Here is a 12,765-nt window from a genome sequence, read left to right as displayed (position 1 = left end):
AAACCAAACCTCTGTTTCGAAACCAAGTCGTCACCCATCCCGCCCACGCGAGCGGAGGCGGGGTTGCTGTCCCATCCGTTTCAGGGCTTGGATGCCGTCGCCGTCAGGTCGATGTCGACGCCGACCTCCAGGGCGACCCATTGGCCCGAGGCCCAGGGCCCCTGTCCGACGCCGAACTGCGTGCGCACGAGGTCGAGGTGGCCGACGGCCCGGGCCGTCGCTCCCGCGCGCGTCAGGCGAAAGGGTAGGACCGCGTCGCGGCGGATGCCGCGGATCGTCAGGCTGCCGATCGCCTCGTAGGCGTCGCCGCCCTTGGCGACGAACCGCGTCGCTTCGAACCGGGCCTGCAGCGTGGCCTTGACGTCGAACCATTCCGTCTGGGGCAGGGCGGTGTCGCGCTGGGCATCGCCGGTCTGGGCGCTCGCGAGGTCGATGTCGACCACGGCGTGCCCGGTTTCCGGGACGGTCGGGTCGAAATCGATCTGCGCGGTGAAGCGCGTGAAGCGACCCTGGAAGGGCGCGCCGACCTGGACGCCGGAGAATCCGATCCGGCTCTTGGCCGCATCGACGGTCCAGGCCGCGGCCTCGGCGCAGGCGGGCAGGGCCAGGGGCGCCGCCGCGAGGGCGGCCGCGAAGGCGAGACGAACGGCGATCATGGCTGGGATCCGGACTTGAGCGGGCCGCGGGGCAGCATCCGCCGGAGGGTGTCGTCGCGCAGCACGAGGTGGTGGCGCAGGGCTGCGCCGACATGCAGCAGCAGGAGACCGATCAGGAACCAGGCTCCCCAGGCATGGACCTGCTTCAGCACCGCCTCCACGGCGGCCTTGTTCGCCAGCTCCGGGAGCACCGGTAGGTGCGGCCAGGGCAGGACTCCGTAGAGCACGGTCGGCAGGTTGAAGGGCGAGGCCGAGACCACGGCCCAGCCGATGAGCGGCAGGCCGAGGAGCAGCCCGTAGAGCAGGGCATGGGCCGCGTGCGCCCCGGCCCGTTCCCGGGCCGGCAGCGTCGCGGGCAGGGGGGGCGGCCGGTGGGCCAGGCGTCAGGCGAGGCGGAGCAGCGTCAGGGCCAGCACCGTGAGGCCCACCGACTTGTGCCACTGGTAGAGCTGGAACCGGCGCATCGGCGCCAGCTCCCCGTGCGTCATGGCGAGGCCGATCGCGATCAGCCCCAGCACCGCCAGCGCGCTGAGCCAGTGCAGCGCGATGGCGACGCGGGTGTAGCGCGGTCGGGGCGCGACGCGGGCGGTCTCGATCATGACGCGCTCCCTACGGCGGGGTGGACGACGAGGCCTATTCCTTGCGCTCGAAGGCGCCCGCGATGGTGAGGTGCAGCTCATCGCCGATCAGCGGCACGTAGGTCTTCACGCCGAACTCGGAACGCTTGAGCGTGCCGGTGGCCTTGAAGCCCACGGTGACCTTCTTGTTCAGCGGGTTCACGCCGGCGCCCACCAGCGTGACGGTCAGCGTCACCGGCTTCGTCACGCCGTGCAGGGTCAGGTCGCCGGTGACCTTCGCCTTGTCCTTGCCCTCGGGCGTCACCTTCGTGGAGACGAAGGTCATCTCGGGAAACTTGCCCGCGTCGAGCCACTGGTCGCCCTTGAGCTCGCCGGTCAGCTTCTCGCTGGTCGTCATCACCGAGGCCACCGGGATCTTGATGGACAGCTTCGAGGCGGCGGGGGTCTTGGGCTGCAGCTCCAGGGTGCCGGACACGTCCGAGAAGCCGCCGGAATAGTTCGAGAAGCCCATATGGGAGACGGTGAAGCCGACCTGGGTGTGGCCGGGATCGACCGCGTAGGTGCCGGCCTGGATCTGGGCCGGATCGCGGGTCGGCGGGGTCTGGGCGAGGGCCGGCGCGGCGAACGCGAGGGCGAGGGACACGGTCTGGGCGACGAGGGACGGGGAGAGACGGATCACGGGGTTCGCTCCGAGGATGGGGGCGCCAGGGGCACCGGGTCGGTGGAGCTCCAATAGGCCGCTTCCCGCGGGTGCGATAGCGCGCTAATCGGGGACACATGGTTGCGCATCTGGAAACCTTCGCTGGAAATCTCGACGATGTCCGGGCCTTCTGCGCGGTGGTCGACCTCGGCAGCATGACCCAGGCCGGCGCCTTCCTGCGGGAAACCAAGGGCAGCGTCAGCCGGCGCGTCGCTCGCCTCGAGGCGGTGCTGAAGGTGACCCTGCTCGCCCGCACGCCGCGGGCGGTCTCGCCCACCGCCGAGGGGCTCGCCTTCCACGCCCGGGCCCTGGAGAGCCTCGCCCTCCTGGACGAGGCCCTGCAGACGGCCCGCGGCGCCCGCACCCTGCCGCGGGGCCACCTGCGGGTGACGGCCTCGATCGATTTCGGGGTCGAGGTGCTGCCGGACCTCGTGGCGAGCTTCCGGGCCCGGCACCCGCAGATCACCCTGGAGCTCCTCATCACCGACAGCCGCCTCGACCTCGCCGCCAACCGGGTCGACCTCGCCCTGCGCCTCGGCGGCGGCGACCATCCCGACAGCGGCTACACGGCCCCGATCCTGGCCGACCTGACGATCGGCCTCTACGCGGCGCCGGCCTACCTGGCCCAGCGCCCGGCCCCGGCCGACATCGCGGAGCTGGCGACGCACGACGTGGTGCTGGCCCGGGAGCGCCTCGGCGCCACCCAGATCCTGGTCTCGGACGGGGAGGGGCGCGAGGCCGGCATCACCCTGCGGCCGGCCGTGCGGGCCACGGATTTCGCCACGGTGCTGCGCCTGACCCTGGCCGGGGCCGGGATCGGCCACATCCCGAGCCTCGTCGCGGCCAAGTCCCTGGCCCGGGGCGACCTCGTGCGCGTCCTGCCCGACTGGGCGAGCCGGGGCGGGACCCTGCGCGCCGTCACCCTCGCGGGCCGCGAACTCCCGGCGCGGGTGCGCCTGTTCCGGGAGCACGTCCGCAGCGAGATGGCCCGGCGGGCCGCGATCTGTCCCCTGTCGGGGTGCGATCGTCCCACGCCCGTGACGGCATCGGTGGCGACCTCGGACGCGAGTTCGGGCAGAGTGTGATTCCGGCGACGTGCGGTCCGGCAGGGTGTCGGCATGGTGCGAGACGAAGATGAGGGTCAGGACTGGCGCTCGGTCAGCACCCGCGCCCTGAACCCGGAGGAACTGGCGGAGGCGCGCCAGCGCGCGCACGAGCCCGGGCGGGGCCGGCGCGCGACCGATCCCGTCGACATCCCCAGGGCCGGCTGGCGGGACATCCTGTGGCGGGTGTTCTGGGCCATGCCGCAGGACCGGGTGCTCACCACGGCGGGCGGCGTCGCGTTCTTCGCCCTGCTGGCGGTGTTCCCTGGCCTCGTCGCGGTGGTGTCGATCTACGGGCTGTTCTCGGACCCCCACGTCATCAGCCAGCATGTCAGCCTGCTGACGGACATCCTGCCGCCCGGTGCCCTCGAGCTGGTCTCCGACCAACTGGTGCGGATCGCGCAGCGCAGCACCGGCTCCCTGAGCACCACGTCCGGCATCAGCCTGCTGATCGCCCTGTGGAGCGCCAATTCCGGGGTGAGCGCGCTCTTCGACGCCCTCAACGTGATCTACAAGGAGCGCGAGAAGCGCAGCCTAGTCCGCTTCTACGCCACCACCTTCCTGTTCACGATCACCAGCGTGGTGTTCTTCCTCGTCTCCACCAGTGCGGTGGTGCTGCTTCCGGCGATCCTCGACCGCCTCGGCTTCATCACCGCCACCGACACCGTCCTGCAGATCGTGCGCTGGCCGGCCCTGCTCGGCGTCGTCACCCTCAGCCTGTCGCTGATCTATCGCTACGGCCCGAGCCGGAACCGGGCGAAGTGGCGCTGGGTGACCTGGGGTAGCAGCCTCGCGGCGCTGTTCTGGGTCGGCGCCTCGGGGGTGTTCTCGTGGTACGTGGCGAGCTTCGACAGCTACAACCGCATCTACGGGTCGCTCGGGGCCGGCATCGGCTTCATGACCTGGATGTGGCTGTCCATCGTGATCGTCCTCGTGGGCGCCGAGATCAACTCGGAGATGGAGCGCCAGACCGGCTGCGACAGCACCGAGGGCCGGCCGAAGCCCCTGGGGGTCCGCCAGGCCTTCGCCGCCGACAGCGTCGGGCCGAGCCAGGACTAGCGGCACCAGCGGCGCGGTCGCCGCCCCGCGAGGCCGGGAACAGCGCCGACGCCCGACGGGTTTCCCGACGGCGGAGCGTCGGGAGGGGCAGATGGCCGGACCACAACACGCAGGACCACCCTGGCGGACCGGAGCCGGGGCCGCCGTGACGGTGCGCCCGTGGTGAGCGCCGCGCCGGCCCTCGCGCAACGGGACCTCGACCGGCTGATCGCCCTCGGCCGGCAGAAGGGCGAGCTCGCCCCGGCCGACCTCCAGGCCGCCCTGCCGATCCACGGCATGAGCGCCGAGGCGATCGCGCAGGTGGTCCTGGACCTCAAGGCCGCCGGCATCCCGGTGGAGCTGGAGGACCTGCTCACGGGGCGGGCCCATCCCGATGGGATCGCGCCGGTGCCCCTCGCGCCGGCGCCCGGACTGCCGTCCCTCGACGCCGCCCCGGCCGCGCCGCGCCCGGATGCGCCGGCGTCCCGGCCAGCCGCACCGGTTGCAGCCGGCGCGGAACCGGGTTCCGCGACCCCGTCGGCCGAGGGGCGCCGGGTCCGGAAGGCCGTGCTGGTGGCGGGCCTGATCGTGCTGGTGCTGATGGGGGCGGTCCTGATCGCCCTCGGGCGCTGAACCGCGGCACGGGGGGAGACCGGCATGGACATCCGGCCAGACATCGCGGAAGCCCTCATCGCCGGGCCGAAGCGGCAGGCCGCGGTGAGCGCGCAGGGCCTCACGGTCGAGTCCGGCGAACCGGGTTGCCTGACGCTGGACGGTCGGATCAATCGCGACGAACGCATCATGGTGATCGAGGGCGCCCTGGCGGGCGGCCCCTGACGACCACCCGCACGACAGGCCCGTGCCCACGGGCCAGCCGAAACGCGCCCTCCCGGGGCCGGAAGGACGACCAATGAAAGCCGAGATCCTCAGCCTGCGGACCCTGCACGAGGGCTGGAGCCGCTTCTCGCTTGCGCGGGTCCGCCTCGCCGACGGCAGCGAGGCCGAGCGCGAGATCGAGGACCACGGCAATTCCGTGGGCGTGCTGCCCTACGATCCGGTGCGCCGGGTCGCGACCCTGGTGCGGGAGCTGCGGGTGCCCGCCCTCTACGTCGCCGGCGAGCAGAGCCAGCTCGAGGCCCCCGCCGGCCTGATCGACGACGGCACCCCGGAGGACAATGCCCGGCGGGAGGTGCTGGAGGAGGCGGGCCTGCGTCTCGGCGACCTCGACTTCGTCGGCGCCACCTATTCCTGCGGCGGCATCTCGACGGAGCGCATCCACCTGTTCCTGGGCGCCTACGCGGCGACCGACCGGGTGGACGGGGGCGGGGGCGCGGAGGGCGAGCACGAGAACATCCGGGTCGTCGAGATGCCCCTGGCCGAGCTCGCCCGGAGGGCCGATCACGGCGAGCTGACCGACCTCAAGACCCTGACCCTGGTCCTCGCCCTGCGCGCCCGCCGGCCCACTCTGTTCGTGGGTTGATCCTAGACCGCGTCCCCGATGACGCCGGCCTCGTCCTGGGCCTGCAGCACGTCGGGGCGGGGCATCGAGATGATGTTGTAGCCGGAATCGACGAAGTGGATCTCGCCGGTGACGCCCCCCGAGAGGTCGGAGAGCAGGTACATCGCCGAGCCGCCGACCTCCTCCTGCGTCACCGTCCGGCGCAGGGGGGCGTGCGCCTTCTGGTGGTTGAACATCAGGCGGGCATCGGCGATGCCGGCTCCCGCCAGGGTCCGCATGGGCCCGGCCGAGAGGGCGTTGACCCGGATGCCGTCCGGGCCGAGGTCGCCGGCGAGGTAGCGCACGGAGGCCTCGAGGGCCGCCTTGGCGACGCCCATGACGTTGTAGTTCGGCATGATCCGGGTGGAGCCGCCATAGGTCAGCGTCAGGAGCGAGCCGCCGCGGGGCATCCGCTTGGCCGCCCGCTGGGCGATCTCCGTGAAGGAGAAGCACGAGATCGCCATCGTCCGCGAAAAGTTCTCGCGGGTGGTCACGTCGACGTAGCGGCCCTTGAGCTGTCCCTTGTCGGAGAAGCCGATGGCGTGGACGACGAAGTCGAGGCCCTCGGGGAAACGCGCGTCCAGGGCAGTGAACAGCGCGTCGACGCTGGCGATGTCCTCGACATCGCAGGGCAGCACGATGTCCGAGCCGACGGAGGCCGCCAGCGGCGTCACCCGGCGCCCCAGCGCGTCGCCCTGGTAGGTGAAGGCCAGCTCGGCCCCGTGGCGGTGCAGGACCTTGGCGATGCCCCAGGCGATCGAGTGATCGTTGGCGACCCCCATGATGAGGCCGCGCTTTCCCGCCATCAAACCCGTCATGCACGTCCCCCGGTCGCGGATCCTCGGGTCCCTCGGACCCGTCATCGTTGCTGGGAGGCTTAGCGCGGGGCTCGTGGCCCTGTCCAATCCGATGGGCGCCGAAGGGACATCACGAAACCCAAAGGCCCCGTCCAGGCGGGAGCCGGGACGGGGCCTTTGGGTGCGGCCGAGGCGGCGCGGAGGCTAGAAGTAGCCGTCCGTGTCGCAATTGGCGCGGTCGATGATGACCTGCTTGATGTAGACGGCCGTTGATCCGGCTAGGGCGAGGCCGCCGACGGTTCCCAGGGTGAACCACAACATGGCTGTGCCTTCCAGCAATCCATAGAAACAATGAACCGCGGAAAGCCTCTCCAGTTCCTTAACGGGCCGGGTCCGGGCTCAAGCCTGGCTCAGAACCGTCACCCTCAGGCGTCGACGTGCTTGAGAACCAGCGTCGCGTTGGTGCCGCCGAACCCGAAGGAATTCGACAGGACGTGCCCGAGCTTGGCCCCGTCGCGGCGCTGGCGCAGGATCGGCATGTCGGCGAAGGCCGGGTCGATCTCATCGATATGGGCGCTCTCGCAGATGAAGTCGTTGTTCATCATCAAGAGGGCGTAGATCGCCTCCTGCACGCCCGTGGCCCCGAGGGAGTGCCCGGTGAGGGACTTGGTGGCGGCGATCGGCGGGCAGGCGTCGCCGCGCCCGAAGACCTCGCGAATCGCCTCGATCTCCTTGTCGTCGCCGACCGGCGTCGAGGTGGCGTGCGGGTTGATGTAGTCGATCCTGGCGCCCTTCAGGCCCTCGATCGCCTGGCGCATGCAGCGGACCGCGCCCTCGCCAGAGGGGGCGACCATGTCGTGCCCGTCCGAAGTGGCGCCGTAACCGGCGATCTCGCCGTAGATCGTCGCGCCGCGGGCCTTGGCGTGCTCATATTCCTCGAGCACCAGGACGCCGGCGCCGCCCGCGATGACGAAGCCGTCGCGGTTGGCGTCGTAGGCACGGGACGCCCGGGCCGGGGTGTCGTTGTACTTCGAGGACATGGCGCCCATGGCGTCGAACAGCACCGAGAGGGTCCAGTCGAGGTCCTCGCAGCCGCCCGCGAAGATGATGTCCTGGCGTCCGCCCTGGATGACCTCGGCGGCGTTGCCGATGCAGTGGTTCGACGTCGCGCAGGCCGAGGAGATCGAGTAGTTCACGCCCTTGATCTTGAACCAGGTCGCGAGGGTCGCCGAGGCCGTGGAGGACATCGCCTTGGGCACGGCGAAGGGGCCGACGCGCTTCGGACCCTTGTCCACCGCGATGGCCGCGGATTCGACGATGACCTTCGTGGACGGCCCGCCCGAGCCCATGATGATGCCGGTGCGGTCGTTGGAGACGTCGCCCGCCTCCAGGCCCGCATTCCGGATCGCCTGGTCCATGGCGACGTGGTTCCAGGCGGTGCCGCCGCCGTGGAAGCGCATGGCGCGCCGGTCGACGACGCCCTCCGGGTCGAGGGTGGGACGGCCCTCGACCTGGCTGCGGAAGCCGTGCTCCGCGTAGGAGGCCGAACGCCCGATGCCGGACTTGGCCTCGCGCAGGGAAGCGAGGACTTCCTCGGTGTTGTTGCCGATGGATGAGACGATGCCCATCCCGGTGATCACGACACGCCGCATGGACACGATGCTCTCCGCCGCCGGGGCTTGTTCTTCGCGGTGCTTGTTCTCGAGACGGCACCTTCGCGTGGATTCAGGTAGGACGCGGATGTCCCGATCTCAACCGCGCCGGGCTCAGCCGCCCGCCGCCTGAGCCTGGAAGAGCGCGACGCGCAGGTCCTTGGCCTCGTAGATCCGGGTGCCGTCGGCCTCCAGCCAGCCGTCGGCGATGCCGAGCACCAGCTTGCCGAGGCGCACCCGCTTGATGTCGATGCCGTAGACGACCTTGGTCACCGTCGGCAGGACCTGGTCCGTGAACTTGACCTCGCCGACGCCGAGCGCCCGGCCGCGGCCGGGGGCGCCGAGCCAGCCGAGATGGAATCCGACGAGCTGCCAGAGGGCGTCGAGGCCGAGGCAGCCGGGCATCACCGGGTCGTTCTTGAAGTGACAGCCGAAGAACCAGAGGTCCGGCCGGATGTCGAACTCGGCGAGCACATGGCCCTTGCCGTGGGCACCGCCCTCGGCGCCGATTGAGACGATGCGGTCGAACATCAGCATCGGCGGCAGCGGCAGCTGAGCGTTTCCGGCACCGAACAGCTCGCCACGGCCGCAGGCGAGCAGTTCCTCGTAGGAATAGTGCGAGGCCCGCTGGGGCGCGGCGGTCGCCGGGGCGGTGCCCGACGGAGCGTTCGGATCGGAAGCAGAAGACATGATGAGCGGATCGGTCCTCAAGGATGGGTCCGGGGCGCGCATGGCCCCCTCGGCGTGAAATCGGCGCTTCGTTAACACAGGGCTTGTGCGCCTCAAAGCTGCCCGCCCGTTCCGAGCGTCCCAATCCGCGGCCGCCGTTCCCGTGCGCGATGGCCCGGTCCCGTCCGCCGCGTGGATGCGCGGGCGGGGGGAGCCGGCCGCGCGCGCAACTCGGGTTGCGATGCGACGGCGGGTTCCGTATACCTATCGCTCAAACTTCAGTTTTCCGCGTGGGATGTTTGTACGCCCGATGTCGAACCTTCTGCCCTTGCAGGCCGTGCTGAACGCCCGGGCCTCCGTTACTGGCGGCGACACGGCCGCCGGCCGTCGCGGTTGCCCGCTGTCGGATCTGCGCGACCGCCTGCGCCGGGCGGGCCTGCGCCCGACCCGCCAGCGCCTGTCCCTGGGCTGGCTGCTGTTCGGCCGCGGCGACCGTCACCTCACGGCGGAAATGCTCTACGACGAGGCGATGCGCGCCAAGGTGCCGGTGTCCCTGGCCACCGTCTACAACACCCTGCATCAGTTCACCGAGGCTGGTCTCCTGCGCCAGCTCGCCCTCGACGGGTCGAAGGCCTACTTCGACACCAACCCGAGCGAGCACCACCACTTCTTCCTCGAGGACGAGGGCCAGGTGCTGGACATGCCCGATTGTGGGATCACCGTGGATTCCCTGCCCGATGCCCCCGAGGGCATGGAGATCGCCGGCGTCGAGGTGATTGTCCGCCTGCGCCGCCGCGGCCCGGTGGCCCGCAAGGCCTGACCGTCCGGCAAGTCCGCAAGCGTCCGGCAGGTCCGCACGCAGCGTCATCGAGGCCCGGGCAACCGGGCCTTTTTCGTTGGCGCGGTGCCCTGACGCGCCGCGCAACGATGGGCCGCCTCGCGGGGTTATCGCCGGCACGCCGTTCTTCCTTCCCATCGAAACCGGACCCGTATGGCCCCCACCCGCATCGTCTGCGTCCGCCATGGCGAATCGACCTTCAACGCTGCCCACCGTCTGACCGGCAAGGACCCCGGCCACGTCGACGCCCGCCTGACCGAGCGCGGCCAGGGACAGGTCCGTGCGGCCCGAGCGGCCCTGCACGACATCCCCTTCGACCTCGTGGTGACCTCGCCCCTGACCCGGGCGATCCAGACCACCAAGGGCATCTTCGGCGACCATCCGAGCCGCCCGCGCATCCTCGTCGAGGTCCTGCACCGGGAGTGCCAGGAGAGCAGCTGCGATGTCGGCCGGGCCGCCTCGGTGCTGGCCGCCGAGTTCCCGGACGTCGCCGTCGACCATCTGCCGGAAATCTGGTGGCACGCCGAGGGCGAGCCCGACGCCCGCGGCGTCCATATCGAGCCGCGCACCCTCTTCGACGCCCGCGTTCTCGGCTTCCGCGACTGGCTCGCGGCCCGGCCCGAGCCCAGCATCGCGGTGGTCGGCCACGGCACCTTCTTCTATCACCTGACGGGCGTCTGGCTGGACAACTGCCAGACCGTGACCTTCGACCCGATGGCGGCGCCCGTCCCGGTCTGAGCCGGGCTCTACGCCGATCCCGACCGCGCGGCGTCCAGGCGCCGCTGCACCATGGCCAGCTCCAGGGGCGCCGCCCGGCGGCCGATCTCCAGGGCCTCGTCGAGGATCGCCACGGCGCTCGCCCAGGCCTCCGGCACGAAGGGTGCGGCACCCTCCGCCACCTCGGCCGCGCAGCGCGCATCCGCGAAGGCCTTCCCGGCGGCCGTGGCGGCCCGGGCGACCGCCGCGGCGCGTGCGCCCTGTGCCCAGGCCCCGCGCTGGGAAGCCTCCTGCGCCCGCGCGCCGCCCTGCCAAGCGGCCGCCCGGGCGACCGACTGCGCCCGCTCCGCATCCGCGGCCCCGTCGCAGGCGGCCGCGAGGGTGGGCAGGCCCGCCCGGTCGAGCAGGGGCGGCAGGATGCGCCGGACGCTCGCCAGGGCGAGGAAGGCGACCCGCTCCGCCTCCACGGCCGGGGCGTCGGCCGAGCCGGAGAGCCGCAGCACGAAGGCCATCAGGCGCGGCCGCTCGGCATCGGGCATGCCGTCGTTCAGGCCGAGGGCGTAGGCGGCCAGGGGCGGCGAGAAGCAGGGCGGGCAGTCGGCCGAGGCGCGGATCGCCCGGTAGGGCAGGCCGGCGGCCACGATCGCCGCCTCGTTGATGCAGGTGCCGCCGTCCGGGCCGGGGAAGTCGTGCGAGCCGGCCAGCAGCCGCCAGTTCAGGATGTGCTCGAAGCCCGCCGCCATGCCCGCGCTCTCTCCGTGGTCCGCGGACGAGAGTGCCACGGCCTCGCGGGGTTGGCGAGGGAAGGTCTGCGCAGGGCCTCAGCCGCCGAGATCGGCCGCGAGCCCGGCCAGCATGGCGAGGCCGAGCACCAGCACGAAGGCGCCGGCGAGCAGTTCCAGGCCGCCGACCGCGCGCGCCCCGGCCTGGCCGCGTCCGCCCGCGAGGCGCAGGGCGAAGGCCTTGGCGAAGACCGCCACGCTGGCGAGCGTCCCCGTGGTCAGCGCCGTGCCGAGGGCCATGGCGAGGGTCGCGGCGATGCCGGCGGCCAGCAGGCCCTGCGAGGCGGAGAAGACCAGGATCAGCACCGCCCCGGCGCAGGGGCGCGTGCCCGCGGCCAGCACGACGCCGGCCCGCTCGCGCCAGGAATCGAGCCGCGCCAGGGCCGCGGCGTCGTTCAGGTGGACGTGGCCGCAGCCGGGGGCGCAGGCCGGATCGGTGCGGCCGGCCAGGCGGCCGGCCTTGCGCCAGGTGACGCTGAGGCCGAGGAGCGCCACCAGGGCGAAGCTCACCGTCTCGATCACCGTGCCGGCGCGGGTCATGCCGGCGGCGGTGGCGCCGAGCACCAGAGTTCCGACGCCCACCAGGGCGATGGCGACCAGGGCCTGGAGCAGGGCGGCGGCAAAGCTGAGGCTGAAGCCGCGGGTGAGCGCCCGCTCCCCGGCGACGATGTAGCCGGCGATCACTGCCTTGCCGTGGCCCGGCCCGGCGGCGTGGAAGACGCCGTAGGCGAAGCCGAGGAGCATCATCGGCCCCCAGGCGCCCCCCGCCTTCAGGGACTGCACCGCGCCCTGGAGGCTGCGGGAGAAGCTTGCCTGCAGGGCGAGGATCTGGCCCCCGAGGCCGCCGGTGGACGGGGTGGCCTCGCGGAACCCGATGCCGAAGGGCGAGCGCGGCGGCGGCGCGGTGACGCTGGGGCTCACCAGCCAGGCCAGGCCGGCGACGATCAGGGTCGCGAGGGCGACGGCCGTCAGGACGAGGAGGACCTGCCGGGCGAGGCGGGACCGCCCGTCCGGGCGGGCGGCGTCGAGGGCGGTGCCTACGGACACGCGACGATGATCCGGTTGGCGAACTGGAGGCCGTAGTTCGAGGCCGAGGTCAGCGCCTCGAAGAACGCCTCCGACATGCCGGGCTTGGCATCGGCGGTCTTGGCGTCCGGAGTCTCGGTCTTGGGGCGGGTGAGGGTGGCGGCGCAGCCCGCCGGCGCCCCGGCGAGGCGGGCGGCATCCGCGCCCTCCGCGAGGCTGAAGGCGACGAAGAAGGTCGGGTCGTAGACCTCCAGGGCCGTGACCCCGCGCCCCTGCGCCACCGGCGTCTTCAGGGGCAGGAGGAAGCTCAGGGTCAGCTTGTCGCCCTCCATCGCCATGCGGGGCTCGACGGGATCGGCGAAGGCCTGCTCCTTGCCGCCGACCTTCATCTTGGTGAAGTAGGCGAATTCGGCGAGGTTGGCGGTGTTCTCGGCGGCGAGGCCCGCGAGCTCGTCCGGCGTCAGCTTGCCGTCCTTGTTCGTGTCCAGCCCCTGGGTGACGAAGGCCGAGTACGAGGCATCGAAGGTCCAGGCGTGGCGGACGCCGGTGACGCGGCCGCCCTCGCCGTAGGCGATCTCGGCCTTGGTGGTCACCCAGACGTGGGGATGCGCCTGTGCGGGGAGCGCGGACAGGGCGGCCACGAGGGCGGCTCCGGCCAGGGCGGCGATGCGGAAAAGCGAGGCGGTCGGCATGGCACGGGACGCTCGCGAG

Annotated in this window: 15 protein-coding genes and 1 pseudogene; 7 read left to right on the top strand and 9 right to left on the bottom strand. The window is 72.1% G+C overall.

Translation table 11 applies throughout. The features are described from left to right. Positions 1 to 80: 80 nt before the first annotated feature. From AC1MGR_RS00685 to AC1MGR_RS00675, 3 genes and pseudogenes are all read right to left on the bottom strand, one after another. Entirely contained in the window at positions 81 to 656 is a 576-nt protein-coding gene (locus AC1MGR_RS00685) for a YceI family protein (protein ID WP_480233352.1), read from the bottom strand. After that, positions 653 to 1,255, bottom strand: a pseudogene (locus AC1MGR_RS00680) (cytochrome b). The gene AC1MGR_RS00685 and the pseudogene AC1MGR_RS00680 overlap by 4 nt, the downstream one beginning before the upstream one ends. A gap of 34 nt (positions 1,256 to 1,289) precedes the next feature. Next, entirely contained in the window at positions 1,290 to 1,910 is a 621-nt protein-coding gene (locus tag AC1MGR_RS00675) for a YceI family protein (RefSeq protein ID WP_480234893.1), read from the bottom strand. Between the two features lie 101 nt (positions 1,911 to 2,011). Between AC1MGR_RS00675 and AC1MGR_RS00670 the strand changes: the two genes are divergently transcribed. The 5 genes from AC1MGR_RS00670 (at position 2,012) to AC1MGR_RS00650 (ending at position 5,555) form a co-directional block, all read left to right on the top strand. Further along, positions 2,012 to 3,019: a LysR family transcriptional regulator gene (locus AC1MGR_RS00670; RefSeq protein WP_480233351.1), complete on the top strand. Its 1,008-nt coding sequence runs from the start codon at positions 2,012 to 2,014 to the stop codon at positions 3,017 to 3,019. Positions 3,020 to 3,052: 33 nt separating this feature from the next. Continuing rightward, entirely contained in the window at positions 3,053 to 4,096 is a 1,044-nt protein-coding gene (locus AC1MGR_RS00665) for a YihY/virulence factor BrkB family protein (protein WP_108037509.1), read from the top strand. 162 nt (positions 4,097 to 4,258) lie between these two features. Further along, positions 4,259 to 4,708, top strand: a complete 450-nt coding sequence (locus AC1MGR_RS00660) for an RNA polymerase sigma factor region1.1 domain-containing protein (RefSeq protein WP_480233350.1) — start codon at positions 4,259 to 4,261, stop codon at positions 4,706 to 4,708. Between the two features lie 24 nt (positions 4,709 to 4,732). Beyond that, positions 4,733 to 4,912, top strand: coding sequence for a hypothetical protein (locus AC1MGR_RS00655; RefSeq protein WP_108037511.1), 180 nt, complete (start codon positions 4,733 to 4,735; stop codon positions 4,910 to 4,912). Between the two features lie 73 nt (positions 4,913 to 4,985). Then, positions 4,986 to 5,555 carry an NUDIX hydrolase gene (locus AC1MGR_RS00650; protein ID WP_108037513.1) on the top strand — a complete coding sequence of 190 codons (570 nt, stop codon included), beginning with the start codon at positions 4,986 to 4,988 and terminating at the stop codon, positions 5,553 to 5,555. A gap of 2 nt (positions 5,556 to 5,557) precedes the next feature. On the opposite strand, the gene fabI is transcribed toward AC1MGR_RS00650, so the two are convergent. From fabI to fabA, 3 genes are all read right to left on the bottom strand, one after another. Continuing rightward, the gene (gene fabI / locus AC1MGR_RS00645; protein ID WP_480233349.1) at positions 5,558 to 6,391 is read right to left on the bottom strand and encodes an enoyl-ACP reductase FabI; all 834 of its coding nucleotides are present in this window, start codon (positions 6,389 to 6,391) and stop codon (positions 5,558 to 5,560) included. Positions 6,392 to 6,795: 404 nt separating this feature from the next. Further along, the gene (gene fabB / locus AC1MGR_RS00640) at positions 6,796 to 8,022 is read right to left on the bottom strand and encodes a beta-ketoacyl-ACP synthase I (RefSeq protein ID WP_480233348.1); all 1,227 of its coding nucleotides are present in this window, start codon (positions 8,020 to 8,022) and stop codon (positions 6,796 to 6,798) included. Between the two features lie 114 nt (positions 8,023 to 8,136). Further along, entirely contained in the window at positions 8,137 to 8,712 is a 576-nt protein-coding gene (gene fabA, locus AC1MGR_RS00635) for a 3-hydroxyacyl-[acyl-carrier-protein] dehydratase FabA (RefSeq protein ID WP_108037518.1), read from the bottom strand. Between the two features lie 289 nt (positions 8,713 to 9,001). On the opposite strand from fabA, the gene irr reads away from it, so the two are divergent. After that, positions 9,002 to 9,511, top strand: a complete 510-nt coding sequence (irr, locus tag AC1MGR_RS00630) for a Fur family transcriptional regulator Irr (RefSeq protein WP_108037520.1) — start codon at positions 9,002 to 9,004, stop codon at positions 9,509 to 9,511. A 171-nt stretch (positions 9,512 to 9,682) separates the two neighbouring features. Then, complete coding sequence (locus AC1MGR_RS00625; RefSeq protein WP_108037522.1) at positions 9,683 to 10,267, top strand: histidine phosphatase family protein; 585 nt, start codon at positions 9,683 to 9,685, stop codon at positions 10,265 to 10,267. An 8-nt stretch (positions 10,268 to 10,275) separates the two neighbouring features. Here AC1MGR_RS00625 and AC1MGR_RS00620 read toward each other — a convergent pair whose 3' ends face one another. The 3 genes from AC1MGR_RS00620 to AC1MGR_RS00610 all read right to left on the bottom strand — a co-directional run bounded on the left by AC1MGR_RS00620 (position 10,276) and on the right by AC1MGR_RS00610 (position 12,746). Continuing rightward, positions 10,276 to 10,989 carry a hypothetical protein gene (locus tag AC1MGR_RS00620; RefSeq protein WP_480233347.1) on the bottom strand — a complete coding sequence of 238 codons (714 nt, stop codon included), beginning with the start codon at positions 10,987 to 10,989 and terminating at the stop codon, positions 10,276 to 10,278. Positions 10,990 to 11,067: 78 nt separating this feature from the next. After that, on the bottom strand, positions 11,068 to 12,075 hold the full coding sequence (locus AC1MGR_RS00615) for a nickel/cobalt transporter (protein ID WP_480233346.1): 1,008 nt from the start codon (positions 12,073 to 12,075) through the stop codon (positions 11,068 to 11,070). Further along, positions 12,066 to 12,746: a DUF1007 family protein gene (locus AC1MGR_RS00610; RefSeq protein ID WP_108037528.1), complete on the bottom strand. Its 681-nt coding sequence runs from the start codon at positions 12,744 to 12,746 to the stop codon at positions 12,066 to 12,068. The genes AC1MGR_RS00615 and AC1MGR_RS00610 overlap by 10 nt, the downstream gene beginning before the upstream one ends. Positions 12,747 to 12,765: the final 19 nt, after the last annotated feature.

The sequence above is a fragment of the Methylobacterium sp. BI1 genome (assembly GCF_056680125.1).
The sequence above is the reverse complement of the archived record's forward strand: the minus strand, read 5'-3'. Positions and strand labels throughout refer to the sequence as shown.

What these genes read in the sequence shown, in the direction of transcription:
- AC1MGR_RS00670 (WP_480233351.1), top strand. Translation starts at nt 2,012, where the DNA reads ATGGTTGCGCATCTGGAAACCTTCGCTGGAAATCTCGACGATGTCCGG.
- AC1MGR_RS00655 (WP_108037511.1), top strand. Translation starts at nt 4,733, where the DNA reads ATGGACATCCGGCCAGACATCGCGGAAGCCCTCATCGCCGGGCCGAAG.
- AC1MGR_RS00665 (WP_108037509.1), top strand. Translation starts at nt 3,053, where the DNA reads ATGGTGCGAGACGAAGATGAGGGTCAGGACTGGCGCTCGGTCAGCACC.
- AC1MGR_RS00685 (WP_480233352.1), bottom strand. Translation starts at nt 656, where the DNA reads ATGATCGCCGTTCGTCTCGCCTTCGCGGCCGCCCTCGCGGCGGCGCCC.
- AC1MGR_RS00610 (WP_108037528.1), bottom strand. Translation starts at nt 12,746, where the DNA reads ATGCCGACCGCCTCGCTTTTCCGCATCGCCGCCCTGGCCGGAGCCGCC.
- AC1MGR_RS00620 (WP_480233347.1), bottom strand. Translation starts at nt 10,989, where the DNA reads ATGGCGGCGGGCTTCGAGCACATCCTGAACTGGCGGCTGCTGGCCGGC.
- fabI (WP_480233349.1), bottom strand. Translation starts at nt 6,391, where the DNA reads ATGACGGGTTTGATGGCGGGAAAGCGCGGCCTCATCATGGGGGTCGCC.
- AC1MGR_RS00625 (WP_108037522.1), top strand. Translation starts at nt 9,683, where the DNA reads ATGGCCCCCACCCGCATCGTCTGCGTCCGCCATGGCGAATCGACCTTC.
- fabA (WP_108037518.1), bottom strand. Translation starts at nt 8,712, where the DNA reads ATGTCTTCTGCTTCCGATCCGAACGCTCCGTCGGGCACCGCCCCGGCG.
- AC1MGR_RS00650 (WP_108037513.1), top strand. Translation starts at nt 4,986, where the DNA reads ATGAAAGCCGAGATCCTCAGCCTGCGGACCCTGCACGAGGGCTGGAGC.
- fabB (WP_480233348.1), bottom strand. Translation starts at nt 8,022, where the DNA reads ATGCGGCGTGTCGTGATCACCGGGATGGGCATCGTCTCATCCATCGGC.
- irr (WP_108037520.1), top strand. Translation starts at nt 9,002, where the DNA reads ATGTCGAACCTTCTGCCCTTGCAGGCCGTGCTGAACGCCCGGGCCTCC.